This is a genomic window from Falsiroseomonas ponticola (assembly GCF_016805305.1).
In the GTDB taxonomy this organism is placed as follows: Bacteria; Pseudomonadota; Alphaproteobacteria; order Acetobacterales; family Acetobacteraceae; genus Falsiroseomonas; species Falsiroseomonas ponticola.
This window is the reverse complement of sequence record NZ_JAERQN010000004.1, coordinates 359366-382750: the sequence shown is the minus strand read 5'-3', so window position 1 is coordinate 382750 and position 23385 is coordinate 359366. Positions and strand designations below refer to the sequence as shown.

General features: G+C 73.5%; 17 protein-coding genes and 1 other RNA gene. 2 read left to right on the top strand and 16 right to left on the bottom strand.

Annotated elements, in window-relative coordinates; all coding sequences use genetic code 11:
• Positions 1 to 5 precede the first annotated feature (5 nt).
• The 16 genes from murC to JJI54_RS15020 form a co-directional block, all read right to left on the bottom strand.
• The gene (gene murC / locus JJI54_RS15095; RefSeq protein WP_203073819.1) at positions 6 to 1448 is read right to left on the bottom strand and encodes a UDP-N-acetylmuramate--L-alanine ligase; all 1443 of its coding nucleotides are present in this window, start codon (positions 1446 to 1448) and stop codon (positions 6 to 8) included.
• On the bottom strand, positions 1449 to 2612 hold the full coding sequence (gene murG / locus JJI54_RS15090) for an undecaprenyldiphospho-muramoylpentapeptide beta-N-acetylglucosaminyltransferase (protein ID WP_203073818.1): 1164 nt from the start codon (positions 2610 to 2612) through the stop codon (positions 1449 to 1451).
• Positions 2609 to 3742: an FtsW/RodA/SpoVE family cell cycle protein gene (locus tag JJI54_RS15085; RefSeq protein ID WP_203073817.1), complete on the bottom strand. Its 1134-nt coding sequence runs from the start codon at positions 3740 to 3742 to the stop codon at positions 2609 to 2611. The genes murG and JJI54_RS15085 overlap by 4 nt, the downstream gene beginning before the upstream one ends.
• Positions 3739 to 5118 (bottom strand): UDP-N-acetylmuramoyl-L-alanine--D-glutamate ligase, encoded by a 1380-nt coding sequence (gene murD / locus JJI54_RS15080; protein WP_203073816.1) that lies wholly within the window; start codon positions 5116 to 5118, stop codon positions 3739 to 3741. The genes JJI54_RS15085 and murD overlap by 4 nt, the downstream gene beginning before the upstream one ends.
• Complete coding sequence (gene mraY, locus JJI54_RS15075) at positions 5115 to 6203, bottom strand: phospho-N-acetylmuramoyl-pentapeptide-transferase (RefSeq protein WP_203073815.1); 1089 nt, start codon at positions 6201 to 6203, stop codon at positions 5115 to 5117. The genes murD and mraY overlap by 4 nt, the downstream gene beginning before the upstream one ends.
• Positions 6200 to 7570 (bottom strand): UDP-N-acetylmuramoyl-tripeptide--D-alanyl-D-alanine ligase, encoded by a 1371-nt coding sequence (locus tag JJI54_RS15070; RefSeq protein ID WP_203073814.1) that lies wholly within the window; start codon positions 7568 to 7570, stop codon positions 6200 to 6202. Before JJI54_RS15070 ends, mraY begins: the two co-directional genes overlap by 4 nt.
• On the bottom strand, positions 7567 to 9045 hold the full coding sequence (locus JJI54_RS15065; protein WP_203073813.1) for a UDP-N-acetylmuramoyl-L-alanyl-D-glutamate--2,6-diaminopimelate ligase: 1479 nt from the start codon (positions 9043 to 9045) through the stop codon (positions 7567 to 7569). The genes JJI54_RS15070 and JJI54_RS15065 overlap by 4 nt, the downstream gene beginning before the upstream one ends.
• Before the next feature lie 10 nt (positions 9046 to 9055).
• On the bottom strand, positions 9056 to 11077 hold the full coding sequence (locus JJI54_RS15060) for a peptidoglycan D,D-transpeptidase FtsI family protein (protein WP_203073812.1): 2022 nt from the start codon (positions 11075 to 11077) through the stop codon (positions 9056 to 9058).
• A gap of 7 nt (positions 11078 to 11084) precedes the next feature.
• Entirely contained in the window at positions 11085 to 11990 is a 906-nt protein-coding gene (gene ftsL / locus JJI54_RS15055) for a cell division protein FtsL (protein ID WP_203073811.1), read from the bottom strand.
• The gene (gene rsmH, locus JJI54_RS15050; protein ID WP_203073810.1) at positions 11987 to 12934 is read right to left on the bottom strand and encodes a 16S rRNA (cytosine(1402)-N(4))-methyltransferase RsmH; all 948 of its coding nucleotides are present in this window, start codon (positions 12932 to 12934) and stop codon (positions 11987 to 11989) included. The genes ftsL and rsmH overlap by 4 nt, the downstream gene beginning before the upstream one ends.
• Complete coding sequence (locus tag JJI54_RS15045; RefSeq protein ID WP_203073809.1) at positions 12931 to 13407, bottom strand: division/cell wall cluster transcriptional repressor MraZ; 477 nt, start codon at positions 13405 to 13407, stop codon at positions 12931 to 12933. The genes rsmH and JJI54_RS15045 overlap by 4 nt, the downstream gene beginning before the upstream one ends.
• Positions 13408 to 13763: 356 nt before the next feature.
• An RNA gene (gene rnpB, locus JJI54_RS15040) (RNase P RNA component class A) lies at positions 13764 to 14177 on the bottom strand.
• Between the two features lie 35 nt (positions 14178 to 14212).
• Positions 14213 to 14761: a nucleotidyltransferase family protein gene (locus JJI54_RS15035; RefSeq protein WP_203073808.1), complete on the bottom strand. Its 549-nt coding sequence runs from the start codon at positions 14759 to 14761 to the stop codon at positions 14213 to 14215.
• The gene (locus JJI54_RS15030; protein ID WP_203073807.1) at positions 14758 to 15432 is read right to left on the bottom strand and encodes an N-acetylmuramoyl-L-alanine amidase; all 675 of its coding nucleotides are present in this window, start codon (positions 15430 to 15432) and stop codon (positions 14758 to 14760) included. Before JJI54_RS15030 ends, JJI54_RS15035 begins: the two co-directional genes overlap by 4 nt.
• A 16-nt stretch (positions 15433 to 15448) precedes the next feature.
• Positions 15449 to 16222, bottom strand: a complete 774-nt coding sequence (locus tag JJI54_RS15025; RefSeq protein ID WP_203073806.1) for a TerB family tellurite resistance protein — start codon at positions 16220 to 16222, stop codon at positions 15449 to 15451.
• Between the two features lie 61 nt (positions 16223 to 16283).
• Positions 16284 to 16808: a winged helix DNA-binding protein gene (locus tag JJI54_RS15020; RefSeq protein ID WP_203073805.1), complete on the bottom strand. Its 525-nt coding sequence runs from the start codon at positions 16806 to 16808 to the stop codon at positions 16284 to 16286.
• A gap of 128 nt (positions 16809 to 16936) precedes the next feature.
• Between JJI54_RS15020 and JJI54_RS15015 the strand changes: the two genes are divergently transcribed.
• Together JJI54_RS15015 and JJI54_RS15010 are read left to right on the top strand one after the other, a co-directional pair.
• Positions 16937 to 20545 (top strand): hydantoinase B/oxoprolinase family protein, encoded by a 3609-nt coding sequence (locus JJI54_RS15015; protein WP_203073804.1) that lies wholly within the window; start codon positions 16937 to 16939, stop codon positions 20543 to 20545.
• Positions 20542 to 23385: an AsmA family protein gene (locus JJI54_RS15010; protein WP_203073803.1), complete on the top strand. Its 2844-nt coding sequence runs from the start codon at positions 20542 to 20544 to the stop codon at positions 23383 to 23385. The genes JJI54_RS15015 and JJI54_RS15010 overlap by 4 nt, the downstream gene beginning before the upstream one ends.

Genomic DNA, 23385 nt, shown 5'->3' with positions numbered 1-23385 from the left:
GACAATCACTTGCTGCCACCCACCAGGCGCGGCCTGGTGCGGGACTGAAGCGCCGTCAGCTGGTCCGGCAGCGCATGCGCCCAGGTCGTGATGTTCCCCGCGCCGAGGCACACCACGTAGTCGCCCGGCCGCGCGATGGCGTTCACCATCTCCGCCAGGCTGTCCGGCCCCGGCAGCGGCACGACGGAACGGTGCCCGCGCGCGCGCAGCCCCTCGACCAGCGCATCGCGATCGACGCCCGGGATCGGCTGTTCGCCCGCGGCATAGACATCGGCCACGATCACCGTGCCCGCATCGTTCATGCAGGCGCAGAATTCCTCGAACAGCGAGGCCAGGCGCGAATAGCGGTGCGGCTGCACGATGGCGACGACATCCCGCGCGCCGGCCTGCCGCGCGGCCTTCAGCACCGCCGCGATCTCCACGGGGTGGTGGCCGTAATCGTCGATCACCGTGATGCCGCCGGCCTCGCCCGTGCGGGTGAAGCGGCGCTTCACGCCCTTGAAGCCCATCAGCGCGGTGCGGATCGTGCCCTCGTCGATATCCATCTCGACGCCGATGGCGACCGCGGCCAGCGCGTTCTGGACGTTGTGGCTGCCCAGCATCGGCAGGCGCATCGGCTTCAGCGTGCGGCTGCGGCCCGTGGCGCGGTCCCGCACGGCGACCTCGAAGGTGGCACCCATCCGGTCCGTGATCAGCTTCTCCGCGCGGACATCCGCCTGGGGCGAGAAGCCGTAGGTGATGATGCGGCGATCCGACAGGCGCGGGATCATGGCCTGCACCTCCGGATGATCAGCGCAGAGCACGGCGAAGCCGTAGAAGGGGATGTTGCCGACGAACTGGGCGTAGCCCTCCTTCATCGCCTCCTCGGTCCCCCAATGGTCCAGGTGCTCGGGGTCCATGTTGGTGACCACGGCGCAGACGGCGGGCAGCTTCAGGAAGGACCCGTCGCTCTCATCCGCCTCCACCACCATCCAGTCGCCGGAGCCGAGGCGCGTGTTGGTGCCATAGGCGTTGATGATGCCGCCATTGATGACGGTGGGATCGAGCTTGGCAGCCTCCAGCACCGCGGCGACAAGGCTGGTCGTCGTCGTCTTGCCATGGGTGCCGCCGATCGCGACTGCCCATTTCAGCCGCATCAGCTCGGCCAGCATCTCCGCCCGCCGCACCACCGGGATCAGCCGCGCGCGGGCCGCCTGCACCTCCGGATTGTCCCGCTTCACCGCGGTGGAGACGACGACGACCTGCGCACCACCCAGATTGGCCGCGTCATGCCCCACCATCACGGGAATCCCGGCATCGCGGAGGCGCGTGACGTTGTAGCCCTCCGCGATGTCGCTGCCCTGCACCGTGTAGCCGAGGTTGTGCAGCACCTCCGCGATGCCGGACATGCCGATGCCGCCGATGCCGACGAAGTGGATGGGGCCGATCGAGAGGGGAAGGGCGCGCATCTAGCGGGACTCCGGCCGCGCATCGATGCGCGTCAATTCGCGCGGCTCGGCGCGGGTGGTCAGGTTCAGCACAAGGTCGGCCAGCCGCCGCGCCGCGTCGGGCCGCGCGAGGCGAGAGGCCGCCGCCGCCGCGCGCGCGAGCACGGGCGGGTTGGAGAACATCGCCGTCAGCTGCCTGGCCAGCGCATCCGGCGTGAAGTCCGGCTGGCGCATGAGCCACGCCGCGCCCGCGCTGTCCAGCGACCTTCCGTTGGCGGTCTGATGGTCGTCGATCGCATGCGGCAGCGGCACCAGCACGGAGGGCCGCCCTGCGCAGGCGAGTTCCGCGACAGTGGAGGCACCGGCCCGCGCCACGACCAGATGCGCCATCGCCAGCCGCGTCGCGATATTGCCGAAGAAGGGGGAAAGGTCCGCCGGCACGCCGGCCTCCCGATACGCGGTCTCGACGCGCGGCAGGTCCTCGGCGCGCGTCTGCTGCGTCACCACCAGGCGCTGGCGCAGCGCCTCCGGCAGCAGCGCCACGGCGGCGGGTACGACATCGGCGAAGATTCGCGCACCCAGGCTGCCGCCCAGCACGAGCAGGCGGATCACACCCTCCTCCGCCGGCGCCGTGTAGACCTCTCCCGCCAGGGCGGCCAGCGCCGGGCGCACCGGGTTGCCGACCACCTCGGCATGGGCGGAGGACGGCACCTTCGCCGTATCCGGCACCGACAGCGCCAGCAGGTCGGCCCCCGGTGCCAGCAGCCGGTTCGCGCGGCCGAGCACCGCGTTCTGCTCATGCAGCGCCGTCGCCGGGCGCGTCGCCCGCGGCAGGGTGCGTGCCGCGATCAGGGGCGGGACGGAGGGATAGCCGCCGAAGCCGACGACCGCGGAGGCATCGATGCGCGTCAGGATGCGCCGCGCCTCCAGCGTGCCGGCCGCCAGCGCCAGCGCGCCCTTGGCCGCGCCCTTCACGCCGCGCCCCGCGATGCCGGATCCGCGCAGCACGAAGCGCTCCGCATTGCTGAAGGCCGGGCTTTCGAAGGCCGCGCTGCGCGCATCCGTCATCAGCGCGATCCGCTCCCCGCGCGCCAGCAGCTCCGCCGCCAGGGCCTCGGCCGGGAAGAGATGCCCGCCGGTGCCGCCGGCGGCGATGACGATGGGGCGCACCGCGGGGCCTCTCATCGATCTTCCTCGGCGCGGGACAGGCGCTTGCGCGTCAGCGCCAGCAGCATGCCCATGCCGAGCGCGATGGCGAGCACGGAGGACCCGCCATAGCTGACGAAGGGCAGCGTCATCCCCTTGGTCGGGATCAGGTGCAGCGACGACGCCATGTTGACGAAGGCCTGCAGCCCGAACTGCGTCAGCAGCCCCGCGGAGGCGAGCACGACGAAAAGGTCCATCTCCCCCAGCAGCCGGATCAGCCCGCGCACGACCACGAAGGCGAACAGGCCGAGGATCAGCAGGCAGACCACCAGGCCGAATTCCTCCCCGGCCACGGCGAAGACGAAGTCCGCATGCGCGTCCGGCAGCACGTTCTTCACGCGCCCCTCGCCGGGGCCGCGGCCCAGCAGCCCGCCATGCCCGAAGGCCTCCAGCGCGACCGTCACCTGGTAGTTGTCGCCCGCGGCGGGGTCGAGGAAGCGGTGCACGCGCGACTGGACGTGCGGGAAGATCATGTAGGCGAGCCCCGCCAGCGCCACGCCGGCCGCGCCGAAGAAGCCCACGATGAACAGGTTCAGCCCCGCCACGAAGAACTGCGCGAAGAAGACGGCCGTCACCACCAGCAGCATGCCGATATCGGGCTGCCCCTTCAGCAGCCCCGCGATGACGACGAAGATGCCGAGCACGAGCAGCGTCGCGCCCCAGCGCCCGTTCAGCTTGCCTTCCGCGATCAGCCAGGCCGCCACCACGGCGAAGCAGGGCTTGAGGAACTCCGACGGCTGCAGCGAACCCAGCCCCGGCAGCGCGATCCAGCGCCGCGCGCCCTTGATCTCGACGCCGATCAGCAGCGTCGCCGCCACCATCCCGATGGCGCCGATCAGCCCGACCCAGGCGAGCAGGCGCACCTGCTTCACCGAAAGCATGGACACCGCGATCAGCACGGCCGCCGCCATGGCCAGGTAGAAGATCTGGCGCAGGAAGAACATGTTGCGCGACGATGCGCCGATGCGCTCCGCCACCGCCGGGCTCGCGGCCAGCATCATCACGTAGCCGAAGCCGATCAGCGCCAGCAGCGCCGCCAGCGTCCAGCGATCGACCGTCCACCACCAGCGGCCGAGGGTCGAGGTATCGGCGCGTGAAACCTGGATCATGCCGCCCTCCCGATATCGGTGGCGCCCATGGCCTGCACCAGGGCGCGGAAGCGGTCGCCGCGCGCGTCGAAGCCGCTGAACTGGTCGAAGGAAGCGCAGGCCGGGGACAGCAGCACCACCGGTGCTGCGCCCGCGAAGGCCGCCGCCGCCGCCGCCGGCAAGGCCGCATCCAGCGTGCCCGCCACCTCATGCGCCACGCCATGCGCCGCCAGCGTGGCGGCGAAGGCCGGCGCATCGCGCCCGATCAGGATGGCCCGCGCGATGCGTGGGAAGAAGGGCGCCAGGCTTTCGATGCCCCCCTCCTTCGCGATGCCGCCCGCGATCCAGACGACGCGGCCATAGGACGCCAGCGCCCGCGCCGCGCTGTCCGCATTGGTCGCCTTGCTGTCGTTCACGAAGACCACGCCGCGCAGGCCGCCCACCCGCTCCTGCCGGTGCGGCAGGCCCGGAAAGCTGGCGAGGCCCGCGGCGATCCCGCCCCGGTCCAGCCCCAGCGCCAGCGCCGCCGCGGTGGCGGCGGCCGCGTTCTGGGCGTTGTGCGTGCCCGGCAGGGCGGGCGCGTCCCGCAGATCCGCGATCGTCCCCGCCTCGTCCCGCAGCAGGGGCCCGGCCGCCCAGACCCCGCCCGGCACGGCCCGCAGGCCCGAAACCGGCACCAGCCGCGCCGTCACCGCGCGCGCCATGCCCCTGGACCAGTCATCATCCTGCCCCAGCACCGCGACGTCGTCCCGGCCCTGGCGCGCGAAGACATTCGCCTTCGCAGCGGCATAGCCGGCCATGCTGCCATGGCGGTCGAGATGATCGGGGCTGAGGTTCAGCATAACCCCCACGTTGAACCCGACGGTCGCGATTCGCTCCAAGCTGTACGACGACATTTCGAGGGTGTAGGTCCCCTCCGACCCCAACATGTTGAGGCCGAGTGCCGCCGGGCCGAGATTGCCCCCCACCTCGGACACCCGCCCCGCGCCCACCAGCAGGTGGTGCAGCAGAGCCGTCGTGGTGGACTTGCCGTTGGTGCCCGTGATGCCCACGAAGCGCGCCGCGCTGCCCGCCGCGCGCACCGCCCGGAACAGGTATTCCACGTCACACAGGATCGGCCGCCCCGCCGCCCGCGCGTGCTCCGCGGCCGGGTGCGGCTTCGGCAGCGTATGCGGGATGCCGGGCGACAGCAGCAGCGCATCCTGGGTGAAGGGCCCGGCCGAGGGGTCGCGCAGCGTGAAACCCGCCGCCTCCGCCGCCTGGCGTCCCTCCGCCCGGTCATCCCAGCACGTCACCTCCGCCCCCCAGGCCGCCAGGCGCGCGGCCGCCGGCAGCCCGGCCTTGCCCAGGCCGACCACGGCGATGCGCTCTCCGGCGAAGGGGCGGAAATCGCTCATCGGATCTTCAGCGTGCTCAGGCCGATCAGCGCCAGCACCATGGCGATGATCCAGAAGCGGATCACGATGGTCGGCTCCGCCCAGCCCTTCTTCTCGAAATGGTGGTGCAGCGGCGCCATCAGGAAGACGCGCTTGCCCGTCCGCTTGTACCAGAAGACCTGGATGATGACGGACACCGTCTCCACCACGAACAGCCCGCCGACGATCGCCAGCACCACCTCATGCTTGGTCGCGACGGCCACGGCGCCCAGCGCGCCGCCGAGCGCGAGGGACCCCGTATCGCCCATGAAGACCGCGGCCGGCGGCGCGTTGAACCACAGGAAGCCGAGGCTCGCGCCGATCAGCGCGGAGCAGAACACCGCCAGCTCGCCGGACCCCGGCACCGCATGCAGCTGCAGGTAGTCCGCGAAGATGCGGTTGCCGACGAGGTAGGCGATCAGCGCGAAGACGCCGGCCGCGATCATCACCGGCACGATCGCCAGGCCATCCAGCCCGTCGGTCAGGTTCACGGCGTTGGAGGCGCCCATCATCACCAGCATGGCCAGGGCCGGGAAGACGATGCTGAAGGGGATCAGTACTTCCTTGAAGAACGGCACGGCCAGCTTGTCCGCCAGGTGCGGCGGCATCAGCCAGGCCATCCACAGCGCCGCCGCCAGCCCGATCAGCGCCTGCACGATCAGCTTCTGGCGGCCGGACACGCCCTTGGTGTTGCGCTTCGTGACCTTCAGCCAGTCATCCGCGAAGCCCAGCGCGCCATAGCCCAGCGTCACCATCAGCACGGCCCAGACATAGCCGTTGCGCAGATCCGCCCACAGCAGGGTGGAGACGGAGAGCGACAGCAGGATCAGCACGCCGCCCATGGTCGGCGTGCCCTTCTTCGTCAGCAGGTGGCTCTGGGGCCCGTCCTCCCGGATCGGCTGGCCGCCATTCTGCCGCGCGCGCAGGAAGCGGATCAGCCACGGGCCGAAGGCGAGTGCCACGAACAGCGCCGTCATGCACGCCGCGCCGGCGCGGAAGGTCGTGTAGCGGATCAGGTTGAACAGGATGAACTCGTCGGCCAGCGGCGAGAGCAGGTTGAAGATCATCGGGAAGCACTTTCGGTCAGCGCCTGCACCACGGTCTTCATGCCCGTGGCCAGGCTGCCCTTGACGAGGATCGCATCGCCGTCGCGCAGCGCGTCGAGGACGAGGGGGACGAGGTCCCGTGACGTGGGGGCCCAGCCCCCTTGCAGGGCGGCGGGAATGGCAGCCAGGGCGTGCTGCATCAATGGGCCGCAGGCGAAGACCAGATCCGCGGATTCCGCGATATGCGGCCCGAGCGCGGCATGCTCGGCCACCGCGAAGTCGCCGAGCTCCCCCATCTGGCCCAGCACCGCGACCCGCCGCCGCGCCGGCAGCAGCTTCAGCAGGGCGAGCGCGGCGCGCATGGAGGGGGGCTGGCCGTTATAGGCCTCGTCCAGCAGGGTGGCGCTGCCGCCATCGGGGGTGCGGATCCGCTGCCGGTCGCCCCGCCCGGCCAGGGCCCGGAAATCGGCCAGCGCGGCCGCCGCGGCCGCCACATCCGCGCCCAGCGCCTGCACCACCGCCAGCGCGGCGATGGCGTTGCGCGCCATGTGCAGCCCGGGGGTGCCGAGCCGGAAGCGCAGCACGCGGCCCGCGATGTCGGCGGTGATGGTGGTGCCCTCGGCATCGGGCTCCATCCCCGTGGCGCGGGCATCGCCCCCGGCGCCGAAGGTCATCACGGCCGCCCCCTGGGCCAGGTCGCGCAGCAGGGGCAGGAAGGGGCTCTCGGCCGGCAGCACGGCGATGCCGCCGGGCAGCAGGCCCTCCATGATGGAGCCCTTCTCCCGCGCGATCGCCTCCAGGCTGCCCATATGGCCGATATGCGCGGCCTCGATCGCCGTGATGGCCGTGACATGCGGCCGGGCGAGCCGCGCCAGCGGCGCGATCTCCCCGGGATGGTTCATGCCGATCTCGATGATGCCGAAGGCGCTGCCGGCGGGCATGCGCGCCAGCGTCAGCGGCACGCCCCAATGGTTGTTGTAGCTCGCGACCGCCGCATGGGTCGGCCCCTGCACCGACAGGGCAGCCCGCAGCATCTCCTTCGTCGTCGTCTTGCCGACGCTGCCGGTCACCCCGGCGAAGCGCCCGGTGGCGCGCCGGCGCCCGGCATCGCCCAGCGCCGTCAGCCCCGCCAGCGTGTCGCCCACCCGCAGCAGGGCCGCCCCGGGCGGTACACCCGCGGGGTCCCGGTCCACCATGGCGGCGGCCGCCCCGCGGCCCAGCGCATCCGCCACGAAATCATGCCCGTCCCGCGCGTCGCGCAGCGCGATGAACAGGTCCCCCGGCCCGGCGGAGCGGCTGTCGATCGACACGCCGGTGATCGCGACATCGGCGCCGATCGTGCCACCCGTGGCGTCCCGCAGCCCGGCGCTGTCCCACAGCATGCTCATGCCGCCACATCCCCGGCCAGGCCGCGCACGACCTCGGCGTCGTCGAAGGGCAGCGTCACGCCGCCGATGGTCTGCCCGCTTTCATGCCCCTTGCCTGCCACGGCCAGCACATCGCCGGGGCCGAGGTCGGACAGCGCCAGCGCGATGGCGGCGTGCCGGTCCCCGGCATCGATCCCGCCCGGGCAGCCGGCCAGCACCGCGGCGCGGATGGCGGCCGGATCCTCGCTGCGCGGGTTGTCATCCGTCACCCAGCAGCGATCGGCGAAGCGGGCGCAGGCCGCGCCCATCAGCGGCCGCTTGCCCGGGTCCCGGTCACCGCCGGCGCCGAACAGCACATGCAGCCGCGCGCCCGGCGCCACATGGGGCCGAAGCGCCACCAGCAGCCGTTCCAGCGCATCCGGCGTATGGGCGTAGTCCACATAGACGGCGGCGCCATTCGGCAGCCGGGCCGCCAGTTCCATCCGGCCCCGCACGCCACGCAGGCCCGAAAGCAGGTCCAGCGCCTGGCCCGCCGGCATGCCCGTGGCGATCGCCAGCGCCGCGGCCATCAGCGCGTTGTCGGCCTGGAAGCGGCCCGGGACGGGCAGCGTGACCTCCCGATCCTCGCCCATCCCCGCCACCCGGATCCGCTGCCCGGCGGGCAGGGGGGCGTGGTCGGCCAGGCGCAGCGCCTCCCCGGCTTCGCCCACCGTCAGCAGGCGCAGGTGCCGGCGCGCCGCGATGGCGCGCAGCGCGCCCAGCGTCTCCGGCTCCATATCCGCATTCGCCACCGCCGCGGCGCCTTCCGGCAGCAGCGTGTCGAACAGCCGCAGCTTGGCGGCGCGATAGGCCGCCATGCTGCCGTGGTAGTCGAGGTGGTCGCGCGTCAGGTTGCTGAAGCCGGCAGCCGCCAGCACCACGCCATCCAGCCGGCGCTGCTCGATCCCGTGGGAGGATGCCTCCATCGCCACGGCTTCGACGCCGCCCCGGGCGAGCGCCGCGAGCGTGCCATGCAGCGCCACCGGGTCCGGCGTCGTCAGGGAAGGCCCGGGCGGGAAGCCGGGCGCCACCAGGCCGAGCGTGCCCATCGACCCCGCGCGGCCCCCGGCCAGCGTCCAGAGCTGGCGGAGGAAATCGACCGTGCTGGTCTTGCCGTTGGTGCCGGTCACCGCGACCAGCGTCGCGGGCTGCGGCCCATGGAAGCCCGCCGCCAGCTGCGCCAGGGCGCGGCGGGGGTCGGCCGCCCGGATCATCGGCCGGGCAGGGATGCCGTCCGGCCAGCCGGTCCCGGCGGGCGCCAGCACCGCCACCGCGCCGGCGGCGACCGCGGCGCCGATGAAGCGCCGGCCATCGGCCTGGCTGCCGGGCAGGGCGGCGAAGAGGAAGCCGGGCCTGACCTGGCGGCTGTCGGCCGTCAGCCCCGCGATCGCGGGCAGCGGGCCCGCTGGCAGGTCAAGGCCCGGCACGCCGCGCAGGAGATCGGGAAGCGGGCGCATGGTCGGGCCGTCATCGGGGCGCAAGGCTCGCCTCCCGCTGCGCGGCGGGGGGCGCGGCGGCGGGCCTGGGGGCCTCCGCGGCGCGGGCGGGGGCGGCGGCGGTCGGCGCGGTGGGCGCCACGCGCGGCGCGGGTTGCGGGGCGGGGGGCGCCGCCGGCTGCACGGCGGGCGTCGGGCGGGCGGGCGGGGCCGCCGCGGGGGCAGGGGCGCCGGCCGGCCGCGCCGCCGGTGGCCGCCCGGGCTGCAGCGGCATGGCGATGGAGGCCTGGATCTCCGCCATCCGCTCCGTCTCCGGCGCCATGCCGAGGATGGGCGCGACCTGGCGGACGACCATGCCCGCCGCCGGCGCCGCCACCCAGCCGGCGGTGGCATAGCCCTGGCTGCGCGCGTTGGGCTTCGGCTCGTCCACCATGACGTAAAGCGCGTAGCGCGGCGCGTTCATCGGGAAGGCGCCGACGAAGGCCGCGATGCGCTTGTTCTCCAGGTAGCCGCCGCGCGGGCCGGTCTTCTGCGCCGTGCCGGTCTTGCCGCCGACGAAGTAGCCCGGGACATCCGCGCTCTTGCCCGACCCTTCCGTGACCACCAGGCGCATCAGCCGGCGCATGGTGTCGGAGGTCCGCTCGCTCAGCACCCGCGTGCCCTCCACCGCCACGCCGGGCTCCCGCGCCATCAGGGTCGGCGGGCGCAGGATGCCGCCATTGGCGACGGCGGCGATGCCGGTCACGACATGCAGCGGCGTCACGGAGATGCCGTGGCCGAAGCCGATCGTCATGGTGTTGATCTCGCGCCAGTTGTTCGGGCTCGGGATCAGGGGCACCGCCGTCTCCGGCAGCTCCACGGGCAGGCGGCTGCCCATGCCCATGCGGACCATGAAGTCGCGGTGCCGCTGCGGCCCCACGGCCGCGGCCATGTGGGCGGAGGCGAGGTTGGAGGAGTAGGCCAGGATCTCCGGCACCGCCAGCCAGCGGTTCTTGCCGCGGAAGTCATTGATGGTGAAGCGGCCGTAGCGGATGGGGCGGGACGCATCGTAGCCGCCCCACACATTCACCGTGCCGAGTTCCAGCGCCATCGCGGTGGTCAGCAGCTTGAAGGTGGAGCCGGGCTCATAGACGCCCACGGTCGCGCGGTTGAAGCGCGGGTTCTGCGCCTGCTCCTCCCGCGATTGCGGCGTGTTGTCGATGCGCGCGGGCTCGGCCAGGTCGAAATCCGGCAGCGACACCATGCCCAGCACCTCGCCGGTCTGGACATCCATCAGGATGCCGGCGCCGCCGATGCCGTTGAACTCCGTGATCGCGCGCTGCACGGAATCGCGCAGCGCCAGCTGCACGCGCACATCGATGGCAAGCCGCAGCTGGTCGCCCCGCCGCAGGCGCAGCCGCTCGTCGAAATACTTCTCGACGCCCGCCGTGCCGTTGCCGTCCACATCGACGCCGCCCAGGATATGGGCGGCCGAACGCCCCTGCGGATAGACCCGCCGCTCCGCCTGCTGGAAGTAGAGCCCGGGGATGCCGAGCGAGTTCACCGCCTGCTGTTCGCGCGGCGTCAGCGCCCGGGCGACATAGGCGAATTGCCGTTCGCCGGACAGCCGCGCGGTCAGCCGTTCCACATCCAGCTGCGGCAGCACGCGCACCAGGCGCCGCGCCGCCTCGGCCGGGTTCTCGATCTCCTGCGGATTGGCGTAGAGCGCGGTGACGGGGAGCGAGACGGCCAGGATCTCGCCATTGCGGTCGGCGATGGTGCCGCGCCCGGGCAGGTGTTCCTGCGGCGCGACGTCGAGGCGCGACATGGCCGCGAGACGGCGCGGCTCCGCGGGCGAGATCAGCGTGGCATCGGCCAGCCGGAAGCCGACCACGGCGAAGAGCAGGCCGAACCCCCCGGCCGCGACCACCAGCCGCCGGCGGCTGCGCTCCAGCACCGCCCGCCGCGCGAGTTCCGGGCGCGGCACGCGGACCAGCGCCGTGCGCGGCGCCGCATCACGGCCGATGGTGCGGCCGATGGGGGCGGCGTCCGGGGCGGGGGGAAGGGGGTTCATCAGCGGGTCAGCGCGGCTGCGGGGGCGCGAGGCCACCCAGCGTGGCGGCGGAAGCCGCGCCGAACGGCACGGGCGGGGCCAGCGCCGGCCGGCCGAGGCTGGAGCCCCCGCCAAGCGCCGAGACGAAGGTGGGCGGCGCGGGCGCAGGCGCCGGGGCCGGCGGCGGCGCGGCGCGGGCGACGCGCACCGGCTCGGCCTGCACCGGGGCGGGCGCGGGGGCGGGGCGCGGCGCGGCGGCGGGCGTCGCGGCCGGGATGGCCGGGGCGACGGGCGCCGCCGAGGCCTGGCGGATCACGCCCGGCGTCAGCTGCGCCAGGGTGGGGGAGGGCGCGCGCGGCGCCACGTCCCGCAGCGGCGCCGGGCGCGGCGGCACGGGCGGCGGCACCGTGGTCTGCGTGGCGCGCTGCGCCGCCACGGTCGCGGCCAGTGCCTGCAGCGCCGGCGCTTCCGGCGCGCGCGGGTCCGGGGCGTTGCGCGCCGGGGCCTGCGCGGCGGCCGGGGCGGGCGCCGGGGTCGCGGCGGCCGGCCGGGCGGGGGCGGGCGCCTGGGCGGCCGCCATCATCACCGTCCCCGCATGGCGCGGCGGCTCCGGCGGCGCGAAGAGGTTCGGCGGGCCGGCGAAGGCCACGGCCTGCGGCAGGCGTCGCTCCATCTCCGCCAGCCGGGCGAACTGGGTCGGCTGCATCGGCTCCAGCGGCAGGTGCCGCGTGGCGACCTGGCGCAGCCGGTCGGGTTCGTTCAGCAGGGCCCATTCCGCGCGCAGGATGGAGATGCGGTCGCGCGTCTGCTCCGTCTGCCGGCGGATCTCGCGCAGCTCCCGGTCATAGGTCGCGACATGGTGCTTCACCTGGTAGAGCCAGGCGCCGGCACCCGCGAAGGCCGCGAAGCAGACAAAGGTGAAGGGCCGGATCATGACGGCATTCCCTGGGACGCGGCGCGACGTTCGATGGCCCGCAGGCGCGCGGAACGCGCCCGGCTGTTGCTGGCGGTCTCGGCCTCGCCCGGCCGCAGCGCACGCTGCGTCAGCAGGGCGAAGTCCGCTTCCCCGCGCGGCAGGAGCGAGGCGGGATCGTGGCGGGAGGCATGGCCGCCGCGGCCGGCGGCCGCCACCATGGCGCGCTTCACCAGCCGGTCCTCCAGCGAATGGAAGGCGACGACGACCAGCCGCCCGCCCGGCGCCAGCAGCCCCATCGCCTGTTCCAGCCCGCGCTCGATCTCACCGAGCTCGTCGTTCACCGCGATGCGCAGCGCCTGGAAGGACCGCGTCGCGCCATCGATGCCGGAGGGGTCGCGCGGCACGGCGGCGCGCACGATGCCCGCCAGCCGCGCGGTGGTGGTGATGGCCTCCACCGCCCTTTCGCGCAGGATCGCGCGGGCGACGCGGCGCGCATGCCGCTCCTCGCCGAATTCCTTGATGATGGTGGCCAGCGCGCCCTCATCCAGCGTGTTGACGAGGTCCGCCGCCGACGGCCCGCTGCGCCCCATCCGCATGTCGAGCGGCCCGTCCGCCCGGAAGGAGAAGCCGCGCTCCGCCTCGTCGAGCTGGAAGGAGGAGACGCCGAGATCCATCACGACGCCATCGAGGTTCTCGACGCCGCGCCCCGCCAGCGCATCCAGCATGTCGCCGAAGCGCGCTTCCACCAGATGCAACCGGCCAGGATACGACGAGGCCAGCGCCGCGCCGCGCGCGATGGCATCGGGATCGCGGTCCAGCGCCCACAAGGTGCAGTCGGCAGCATCGAGGATCGCGCGCGCATAACCGCCGCCGCCGAAGGTGGCGTCGAGATAGGTTGCACCAGCGCGGGGCTGCAATGTCGCCAGCACTTCCTCCAGCATGACGGGAACGTGGCCCGTCATGGCACGCTCTTCGGATTCGTGTTGAGAGGCGTCGCTGCAATCGTGAGGCGACGTTCGCGCACCAGCGCCTTCGCCGCGGCGACATGCGCCCGCGCCGCCGCCGCATCCCAGATCTCGAAACGATCGCCCTTGCCGAGGAAGGCGAGGTCGCCCTTCAGCCCGACCTCGTCCGCCATGTCCTCCGGCAGCACCAGGCGGCCTTCGCCATCGATGCGCAGCATCATGCTGTCCGCGACGATGCCGGCTTCGAGCGCCTCGCGCTCCTCGGAGAAGTGGTCGAGGCGCAGGATGCTGTCGAGCATTTGCTGGAACACGGCGCGGCTGCGGGCCTCGATGCAGGGATGTTGATGGGAGACGCGGAAGACGAGTTGGTTCGTGGCGGCAGCCTCAAGCTCGGCGCGGAAGGGCGCGGGCACGGAAATGCGGCCCTTGGCGTCCCGCTTTCCGAAATGCGTGCCCACGAACTGGGTCATCGCGCTATGCTGCTGCCCCCATCGACAGCCTTTCGGCTATCGTCCCCCGCTCAGCGGCCGGCGAGGCCCCCCGACCCCGCCGGCTCACCCGACCATCCCCCTTGAGACCCATAATGCCCCCCCGAGCCGGGTCCCTCACGGGATGGCTTGGGATAGCATGGGTTTCGGCGGGACGACAAGGGGAAATACCGTTAACGGAACCTAAACGGCAGAGTGAAAAGTAAGCATTTCCAGCACTGTAGACCCTGGTTCTGGGACCGCGCGAGAGAAGAAAAATACAATACAGTATACGTTATGTTCCTTCCGCATTTGTTCCTTGGGCGACGCCCCACAGCCTGTGAATAACGGGGAAAACTGGTGCCGGGTGGCCTGTAAGCCGGGTTCTGTCCCCGCCCGAAGGCAGTGGACGACCATTCCTCTGGAGCCTGCGTCGCCGCAGGCTTCTCGCGGCCAACCCGGGCGGCGGGGCGGGAACGCCCCTGCATCCGCGACGGGGGCGAACCCCGCGCCGCACTGCCGGCCACCCCTATTCGGCCTTGCTCCCGGTGGGGTTTACCATGCCATCCACGTTGCCGTGGATGCGGTGGGCTCTTACCCCACCCTTTCACCCTTGCCGCGGGGTGTCGCCACGCCGCGGCGGTTTGCTTTCTGTGGCACTTTCCCTGGGGTTTGACCCCCGCCGGTCGTTGACCGGCACCGTATTCCCGTGGAGCCCGGACTTTCCTCCAGCACCGGATCTCTCCGGCGCCAGCGGTCGCCCAGCCACCCGGCACCGCGCTCCCTCTCGCGCTTCCGGCGCCCGCGGTCAATCGTGCGCCAGGCCGATAATGCGCAAGCCGGGCCAGCGTGCCGTCCAATCCTTCGCCCGCAGCCTGGCCCGCACCACCGCCGGGCACGCCGCATGGGCCGGCCCGGGCCGCACCACCAGCGCCATGAGGTCATCGAGCCCGAGCGGCGCCAGCACCTCCACACGGCCGGCCACCAGCCGCGCGGCGACCGCCGTGGCCGTCTCCGGCCAATGCGCCAGCGCCTCGGCGACGTCGCGATACGCCGCATGGCCGTTCGCCGCCGCCATGCCGCGCTGATGCGTGACCGACCAGGGCAGCGCTGGCCGCGCCGCGCGCAACGCGCCCTCGAACGCCGCATCGGGGGCGGCATCGTCCCAATGCACCACGTCGATGTCGGAAAGCGTCGCGACCTCCGGCCGCCGCCCCGCCAGCGCATCCCACACCGCGTTGCGCACGAAGCCGGCGCCGATCCAGGCGCCGCGCGGGCCCGCCAGCGCCAGGGCCTGCAAGGCATCCCGGTGCGCCGCGCTGCCGGCCAGGATGGCGGCGACGCGCGCCGCGCTCATCCCGCCGCCGCGGCGACCGTGCGCAGCCGCCTCAGCGTCGCGCCATCCAGCTGCCCATCGACGCGGGAGGGTCGCCAATGCCGCTGGAAGGCGCGCAGCAGCACGGGCAAAGGCAGGTCCGTCCGGTATCCGATCGCGCCCAGCAGCTCGATCGCATCGCCCTTGGCCTGCGGCGCCGCGTTGCCCGGCCACAGCCCGACGCCATTCGCCGCCAGGCCCTGCCAGTCGAACAGCTCCCCCGGATCCTCCTTCCGGTCCGGCGCCACGTCCGAATGCGCCACCACGTCCCGCGCCGCGATCGGATGCCGCGCCAGGATATCGAGGCAGAGGTCGCAGACCGCCGCCATCTGCAGGGCGGGGAAGGGGCGGTAGCCGAATTCATGGCCGGGATTGACGATCTCGATCCCGATGCTGCGGCCGTTCAGCCCGCTGGCGCCCCGCCAGTGGGAGATGCCGGCATGCCAGGCCCGCCGCTCCTCCTCCACCAGGCGGAAGACGGTGCCATCCTCCTCCACCACATAATGGGAGGAGACGGCGGCGAGGGGATCGCGCAGCCGGTCGATCGCGGCCTGGCCGCTTTCCATCCCGGTGTAGTGCAGCACCAGCATGTCGATCGCCTGGCCCGCCGGGCGGTCATCCTGGTTCGGGCTTGGCAGGTCGCGGATGCGCATGGTCCGAAGCCGCTTCCTACAGGCCGCGCTGCCGCTTGATCTTGTCCCAGGCGGCGTTGATCTCCGCCACCTTGCGCGTCGCGCGGTCCACGAATTCGGGCGGCACGCCGCGGGCGGCCAGGCCGTCCGGATGGTTCTCCCGCATCAGCTTGCGCCAGGCCTGGCGGACTTCCTCATCCGTCGCGGCGGGCGTCAGGCCGAGCACGGCGAAGGCGTCCCGGTCCTCGGTGGCGCGCTGCGCCGCGCCGCCGGGCTGGCCGCCCCCCTTGGCGCGTTCCCACGCCCCGTGGTCCAGCCCGAAGCGCAGATGCACGCCCTGCAGCACCGGCAGCTCGCCCTTGGTCACGGGGCCATCGGCGCGGGCGATGTGGAACAGCGCCGTCAGCACATCCTCCAGCAGCGCGCGGTTGTCGGCGAAGGCCTCGCCCATGCGCTCCGCGAAGGGCTCCCAGCCCTCGGCATCCTTGCGCGCCTCGTCGAACATCTGCGCGACCTCGCGCAGGTTCTCGGGCGGGATGCGGAACATCGCCTTGAAGGCGTCGATCTCCTCCCGCTTCACCGGCCCATCCGCCTTGGCGAGCTTGGCCGAGAGCACGATCACGGAGATGGCGAACAGCGTTTCCCGGTTGCCGAGGAAGGCGGCCAGGTCCGCCGCCCCCGGCCCGATCTGCCGCCCCGGCATCACGCCGTTGTCGGCCGCGTGGCCCAGCGCCGCGCCGACCACGGCGCCAAGCGGCCCGCCGGTGACGAAGCCGGCCACGCCGCCGATGAGTTTGCCCCAGATGCTCAAGCCGGCCTCGATGAACTCTGCGACGGTCCTAGCACGGCTGCCCGGCGCGCCACAGGCCCCGTCAGAGCGTCGCGGCCGCCCGCGCCGCCTGGTCGTAGTAGCCGGACAGGGCGCGCAGCAGCTGCGCCACGCTCGACAGCTGCTCCTCGGAGGGGCCGGAACCCCGCAGCGGTTCCGCCAGCAGCCGTTCCCGCACCCCGGCATAGGCGGCGCAGAGCGCGCTGCCGGCCTCCGTCGCGCTCACCACCTTCTCCTTCCCCGCGCGGCCCGTCGTCACCAGCCCGGCTTCCTCCAGCTTGCGGATGGCGTAGGTCGCGACATGCGTATCCTCGATGTCCAGCACCAGCAGGATGTCGGCCAGGCGCTTCGGCCGGTCGCGGTGCCGGACCGTGTGCAGCACCAGAATTTCCGTGGGGGAGAGGCCCGGCCGCCCCGCCGCCGCCATGCAGCGGACCATCCAGCGGGCGAAGCCATGCCCGGCCAGGATCAGGCCGAACTCCACCTCCGACAAGGCGGGGGAGGCCCCGGCCGCGAGATGGGCGGAAGAGACCACCGGGATCTGCTCCCCGCGTCGTGAACTCGGCATGGGCGGTCCTCCTGCTCTTCGGAAAAACGTTGACGATTTATCGACGAATTGTCAATGAAGCCCGCATCGCCCGGCCGGCCTTGCGCGGCCGCTGCCGGGGTGTGATCAACGGCCAAAGGGGATGCGCGATGGGTGGCTGGCAGTTCTGGATCGATCGCGGCGGCACCTTCACGGATATCGTGGCGCGTGATCCCGCCGGCACCCTGACAACCCGCAAGCTGCTGTCGGAGAATCCCGGCCGGTATCGGGATGCCGCGGTGGCCGGCATCCGCGCCTGCCTCGGCCTGCCCGATGGCGCCGCCATCCCGCCCGGGCTGGTCGATGCGGTGAAGATGGGCACCACCGTCGCCACCAACGCGCTGCTGGAACGCAAGGGCGAACGCGTGCTGCTGCTGGTCAATCGCGGCTTCGCGGACATGACGCGCATCGGCAACCAGGCCCGCCCCCGGCTGTTCGACCTGCAGGTGCGGCTGCCGGACCTGCTGCAGGAACGCGTGGCGGAAGTGGGCGGGCGCATCGCCGTGGATGGCACGGAGATCGAGCCCCTGGACGAAGCCGCCGCCCGTGCCGCGCTCTCCGCCGCCCATGAAGATGGCATCCGCGCCGTCGCCATCGCCTTCATGCATGCCTGGGCGCATCCCGCGCATGAGAAGCGCGTCGGCGAGCTGGCGCGGGAGGCCGGCTTCACCCAGGTGAGCCTCTCCCACGAGGCCTCTCCCCTGCCGCGCATCGTGCCCCGCGCGGATACGACGGTGGTGGATGCCTACCTCTCCCCGATCCTCCGCCGCTACGTGGACCAGGTGGCCGGGGAGCTGCCGGGCGTCAGGCTCTACTTCATGCAATCCTCCGGCGGGCTGGCGGAGGCGCGGTCCTTCCAGGGCAAGGACGCCATCCTCTCCGGCCCCGCCGGCGGCATCGTCGGCGCCGCGCGCACCGCGGCGATGGCGGGGCTGGAGAAGATCATCGGCTTCGACATGGGCGGCACCAGCACGGATGTCGCGCTCTATGCCGGGGAGTTCGAGCGCGCCTTCGAGACGCAGGTGGCCGGCGTGCGCATGCGCGCGCCGATGATGGCGATCAACACGGTGGCCGCCGGCGGCGGCTCGATCCTCAAATTCGATGGCGCCCGCTTCCGCGTCGGCCCGGAGAGCGCCGGCGCCGTGCCGGGCCCCGCCTGCTACCGCCGCGGCGGCCCGCTGACGGTGACGGACGCCAACGTCATGGTCGGCAAGATCCAGCCCGCCCAGTTCCCCGCCATCTTCGGCCCCGATGGCAACCAGCCGCTGGACGCCGGGGTGGTGCGCGAGAAATTCGAGGCGCTCGCGGCGGAGATCGAGGCCGCGACCGGCCAGCCCCAGGACCCGCATGCGGTGGCGGAAGGCTTCCTGCGCGTCGCCGTCGCCAACATGGCCAACGCCATCAAGCAGGTCTCCATCCAGAAGGGCCACGACGTCACCCGCTACGCCCTGCAATGCTTCGGTGGCGCCGGCGGCCAGCATGCCTGCCTGGTGGCCGACGAACTCGGCATGGAGACGGTGTTCATCCACCCCTTCGCCGGCGTCCTCTCGGCCTATGGCATGGGCCTCGCGGACCAGAGCGCGATCCGGGAAGCGGCCGTCGAGGCCCCGCTGGCGCCCGATGCCATGGCCGAGCTCGCCGCGCGGCTCGATGCGCTGGAGGAAGCGGGCCGCGCGGAGCTGGTGCGCCAGGGGGCCGCGGCCGGCGCGCTGCGCGCCGCGCATCGCCTGCACCTGCGCTACGCCGGCACCGACAGCTTCCTGCCCGTGCCCTTCGGCGACCACGCGACGGTGCTGGCTGCCTTCACGGAAGCGCATCGCCGCCGCTTCGGCTTCGCCACGCCGGAACGCCCGGTGGTGGTGGAAGCCTGCGTCGTCGAAGTGACCGCGCCCGGGGAAGCGGTGGAGGAGGCGCCCCTGCCGCCGCGGGACGCCGGGCAGGACCTGCCGCGCCTCGCCACCGCCCAGGTCTTCACCGCGGGCGCCCTGCGGCAGGCGCCGGTGCTGGACCGCGACGCGCTGCGCGCCGGCGACCGCATCGCCGGCCCCGCCCTGATCCGGGAAGCCATCGCGACCACGGTGGTCGAGCCCGGCTGGACCGCGGAGGTCACGCCCCGGAACCACCTGGTGCTGCGCCGGACGGAGCAGCGGGAGGCCGCGCGCGTGGCGGATGCCACGCGCGTCGATCCCGTGATGCTGGAGCTGTTCAACAACCTCTTCATGTCGATCGCCGAGCAGACCGGCGCCGTCCTCCAGAACACCTCCCTCAGCGTCAACATCAAGGAACGGCTCGACTTCTCCTGCGCCATCTTCGATGAGGCCGGGCGCCTGGTGGCCAATGCGCCGCATGTCCCGGTGCATCTCGGCGCGATGGGGGAAAGCGTGCGCACCGTCATCCGCTCCCGCGGCGCCACGCTGCGGCCGGGCGACGTGATCGCGCTGAACAACCCCTACAATGGCGGCACGCACCTGCCGGATGTGACCGTCATCACCCCCGTCTTCGATGAGGCCGGCACGAAGATCCTCTTCTTCGTGGGCTCGCGCGGCCACCACGCCGATATCGGCGGCCTGACGCCCGGCTCCACGCCCCCCGGCTCCGCGACGCTGGAGGAGGAGGGCGTCGTCATCGACGACTTCCTGCTGGTCTCGCAGGGCCGCTTCCGGGAAGCCGAGTTCCGCGGACTGCTGGCCGCCGCCCGCTACCCCGCCCGCAGCCCCGACGTGAACGTGGCCGACATCACCGCTCAGGTCGCGGCGAATGAGAAGGGCGTGCAGGAGTTGCAGCGCGCGGTGCGGGACTACGGGCTCGATACCGTCCGCGCCTACATGAAGCATGTGATGGACAATGCGGAGGCCGCCGTGCGTGGCGTGCTGGACCGCCTGCAGGACGGCGCCTTCGAGACGACGATCGACGACGGCACGCCGCTCAAGGTCTCGGTGCGGGTGGATCGCGCGAACCGCCGCGCCACCATCGACTTCACCGGCACAGGCCCGCAGCGTCCCGACAATTTCAACGCCCCCGCCGCGGTCTGCCGCGCCGTCGTCCTCTACTGCTTCCGCTGCCTGGTGGGGGACGAGATTCCCCTCAACGATGGCTGCCTGGTGCCGCTCGACATCGTGGTGCCGGAAGGGACGTTCCTCTCGCCCCGCCCCGGTGCCGCGGTCGTCGCCGGCAATACGGAGGTCAGCCAGATGACCTGCAACGCGCTGCTGGCGGCGCTCGGCGCCTGCGCCTCCGCCCAGGCGACGATGAACAACCTGCTGTTCGGGGACGCGGTTTACCAATATTACGAAACGGTCTGCGGCGGCACCGGTGCCGGCCCCGGCTTCCCGGGCACCGCCGCGGTGCAGACGCACATGACCAACACGCGCATGACGGACCCCGAGGTGCTGGAACTCCGCTATCCCGTGCGGCTCGAGGAATTCTCCATCCGCCGCGGCTCCGGCGGCGCCGGTGCCTTCCCGGGCGGGGATGGCAGCCGCCGTCGCATCCGCTTCCTGCGCCCGATGGAGGCGGTGATCGTCGCCTCCCGCCGCCGCGTCGCGCCGCATGGCCTGCGGGGCGGGCAGCCCGGCGCGCCCGGGCGGCAATGGGTGGAACGCGTGGATGGCAGCATCCACGCCATGCAGGGCTGCGACCGCGCCGCGCTGCAGCCCGGTGACGTGCTGGCGCTGGAGACGCCGGGCGGCGGCGGCTGGGGCGCGCCGGCCGCCGGATGAAGCGCCTTGCCGCCGCGCTGACCTCCCTTCTGCTGCTGGCCGGGCTGGGCCTCTGGCTCGGCCCGCGCCTGGTGGATTGGGAGCCGTGGCGCGGCCGGCTGGCGGAACTGGCGAGTGACCGCCTGGGCCGCGCCGTCACGCTCAACGGGCCGGTCGAGCTGCTGCTGCTGCCCCAGCCCATGGTGCGCGCCGGCGGCGTCGCCATCGGCGATCCCGGGGAGGAATTCAGCGTCACCGCGCAGCTGCTGCGCGTGCGGCTCGACCTCGCGGCGCTGCTCGCCGGGCGCCTCGCCCCGCGGGAGATCGCGCTGGTCGGCGCGGAGCTGACGCTGCCCTGGCCGCCCGGCGCGCTGCTGGCGCTGCGGCCCCCCGCCTGGATCACGGAGTTGGATGCGCGGGTGGAGAACAGCCGGGTGCGCATCGGCGACGCGGTGCTGGAGGGGCTGACGGCCCGCCTGACCTCCGCCGGCCTGGCGCAGGCGATCGAATCATCGGGTACCTTCACCTGGGCGGGCCGCGCCGCGCGCTTCGCCGGCACGCTGGGACGGCCGGGCTGGGACGGGGTCGCGACCCTCGAACTCTCCCTGACCCTGCCGGAAGCCAGCGGCACGGCGCGCGGCGTGCTGGTGCCCGGCGCGGGGTTCGAGGGCAGCGTGGAGGCGCGCGGGCCGGACCTCTCCGCCCTGCTGGCCGGGCCCGCCCTGCCGTTCCGCCTCGCGGGGCGGCTCAATGCCTCGGCCGAGCTGATCGCGGCCGACCAGCTGGTGCTGGATGTCGGCGGCGTTCCGGCGCGCGGATCCGTGGCGCTGCGCCTGCTGCCCGCGCCGCGGCTCGATGTGGCGCTGGTGGCCAGCCGGCTGGACCTGGATGGCTGGGTGGCGGCGCTGCGGCAGGGCGCGGCGCGGCCGGTACCCATGGCGCTCGACCTCTCGGCGGAGGCCGGCAGCTTCCAGGGTGTCGCGCTGCGGCGCATCCGCGGCGCCGCCTTCCTGGAGGATGGGCGCCTGACGCTGACCGACGTCTCCGTCCTGCTGCCCGGGGAGGCGGAGCTGGAGTTCGCCGGCGCCACGGCGGGCGGGCGGCTCGAGATCCGCGCCCGCTTCGCCGGGCCCGACATGCGCACCAGCCTCGGCGCCATCGGCCTGCCGGTGGAGGAGCTGGACCCGTCCCTGCTGCGGCGGGGGGAGGGGCGCTTCCGCCTGGTGCTGGAGGATGCGCAGGCCGCCATCCCCGAACTGGCGGCGACGATCGGCGACCTGCGCCTCTCCGGCGCCGGCGTGCTGCGGCATGGCGCGCGGCCGGCGCTGGGCATCGGGCTGACGCTGGATCGCCTCGACCTCGCGCGCTGGCTGCCGCAGGGCTTCGATCCGGTGCAGGCGGGCCGCGCGCTCGGCCCCGTCGATCTCAACCTGCGCCTGGCGGCGGACCGCGTCACGCTGGGCGGCGCGGTGATGGAGCGGGCCTCCCTGGACGGCGCGCTGGAGAATGGCCGGATGACGCTGCGGCGCCTGTCCGGCCGGCTGGCGGAAACCGATGTCACCGCCTCCGGCGTCCTCACCCTGGCCCCCCAGCTGCGACTCCAGGACCTGACGGTGGAGGCGAGCGGCTCCTCCGGCCGCGGCCTGCTGGCGCTGGTGCCGGGGGAATGGCCGGACCGCACCGCGATCGCGGGCATGCCGCTGGCGCTGCGCCTGACCGGCGGCGGCACGCTGGATGCGCTGGCGCTGCGCGGCGGGGCGGAGATGGGGGAGCTTCGGCTCGAAGCCTCCGGCACGCTGGACCTGCCGCAGCGCCGGGGCAGCGCCAGCGTCACGCTGCGCCACCCCGGCGCGCCGCGGCTGCTGGCGGAGGCCTTCCGCAGCGATGCCGGGGCCTGGCTGGGGGAGGGGTCCTTCTCCCTCATCGCCGCGCTGGCCGGCGGGCCGCAGGGGATCGCGGCGGAGAGCTTCGAGCTTGTGGCGGGCGGGCTGCGCGCCCGGGGCGGCCTGGCCCTGGCGCTGGGCGGCCGGCCGCGCCTGACCGGGCGCTTGGCCGCTGAACGCCTGCCGCTGCCCTTCGCGGGCTGGCGCAGCGCAGACCCGCTGGGGCTGGAGGCGCTGGCCGGGATCGATGCCGAGCTGGCGCTGGAGGCTGCGCGGCTCGAGGTCGCGGGCGTCGTCGCCGAACAGGCGGCCGCGACGCTGAAGCTGGCCGAGGGAAGGCTGCGGCTGGAGGGCGCGCGGGCCCGCCTGGCGGGCGGGGAGCTGGAGGCGCTGGCGACGCTCGACCTGGATCGCCAGGCCCCGCCGCGCCTGGCGGTGGAGGGGCGGCTGACGGGCGCCAGCATCGCGGCACCCCTCTTCGCCGTGCCCATCGACCTGACTGCCGGTCGCGGCGACACGGTCTTCGCCGTCTCCGCCAGCGGCCATTCGCCCTCGGCCCTGCTCGGCACGCTGGCCGGGCGGGTCGGGGTCGGGCTGCGGGACGGGGTGGTGGCGGGGTTCGACCTGGCGGCGGCGGCGCAGGCGACGGCGCTGCCCGATGCGGTCGCGGCGGAACGCGGCACGCGGCGCGCCCTGCTGGATGGCGCGACCGCCTTCGACCGGCTGGATGCGACGGGCCGGCTGCTGGCCGGGCGGCTGCGGCTGGAGGAGGCGCGGCTGGCCGCGGAAGGCGGGGCCACCGCGACCATCGGGGGCGAGATCGACCTGGCGCGCGGGGCGCTCGACCTGCAGATCCTGTCCCGGCCCGCGGCGCCGGAGGCGCCGGACCTCGGCCTGCGCCTGACCGGCCCGGCCGATGGCCCGCGCGCCCTGCCGGAGACGGCGGCCTGGGCCCGCTGGCGGGCGGAGCGGGGGTAG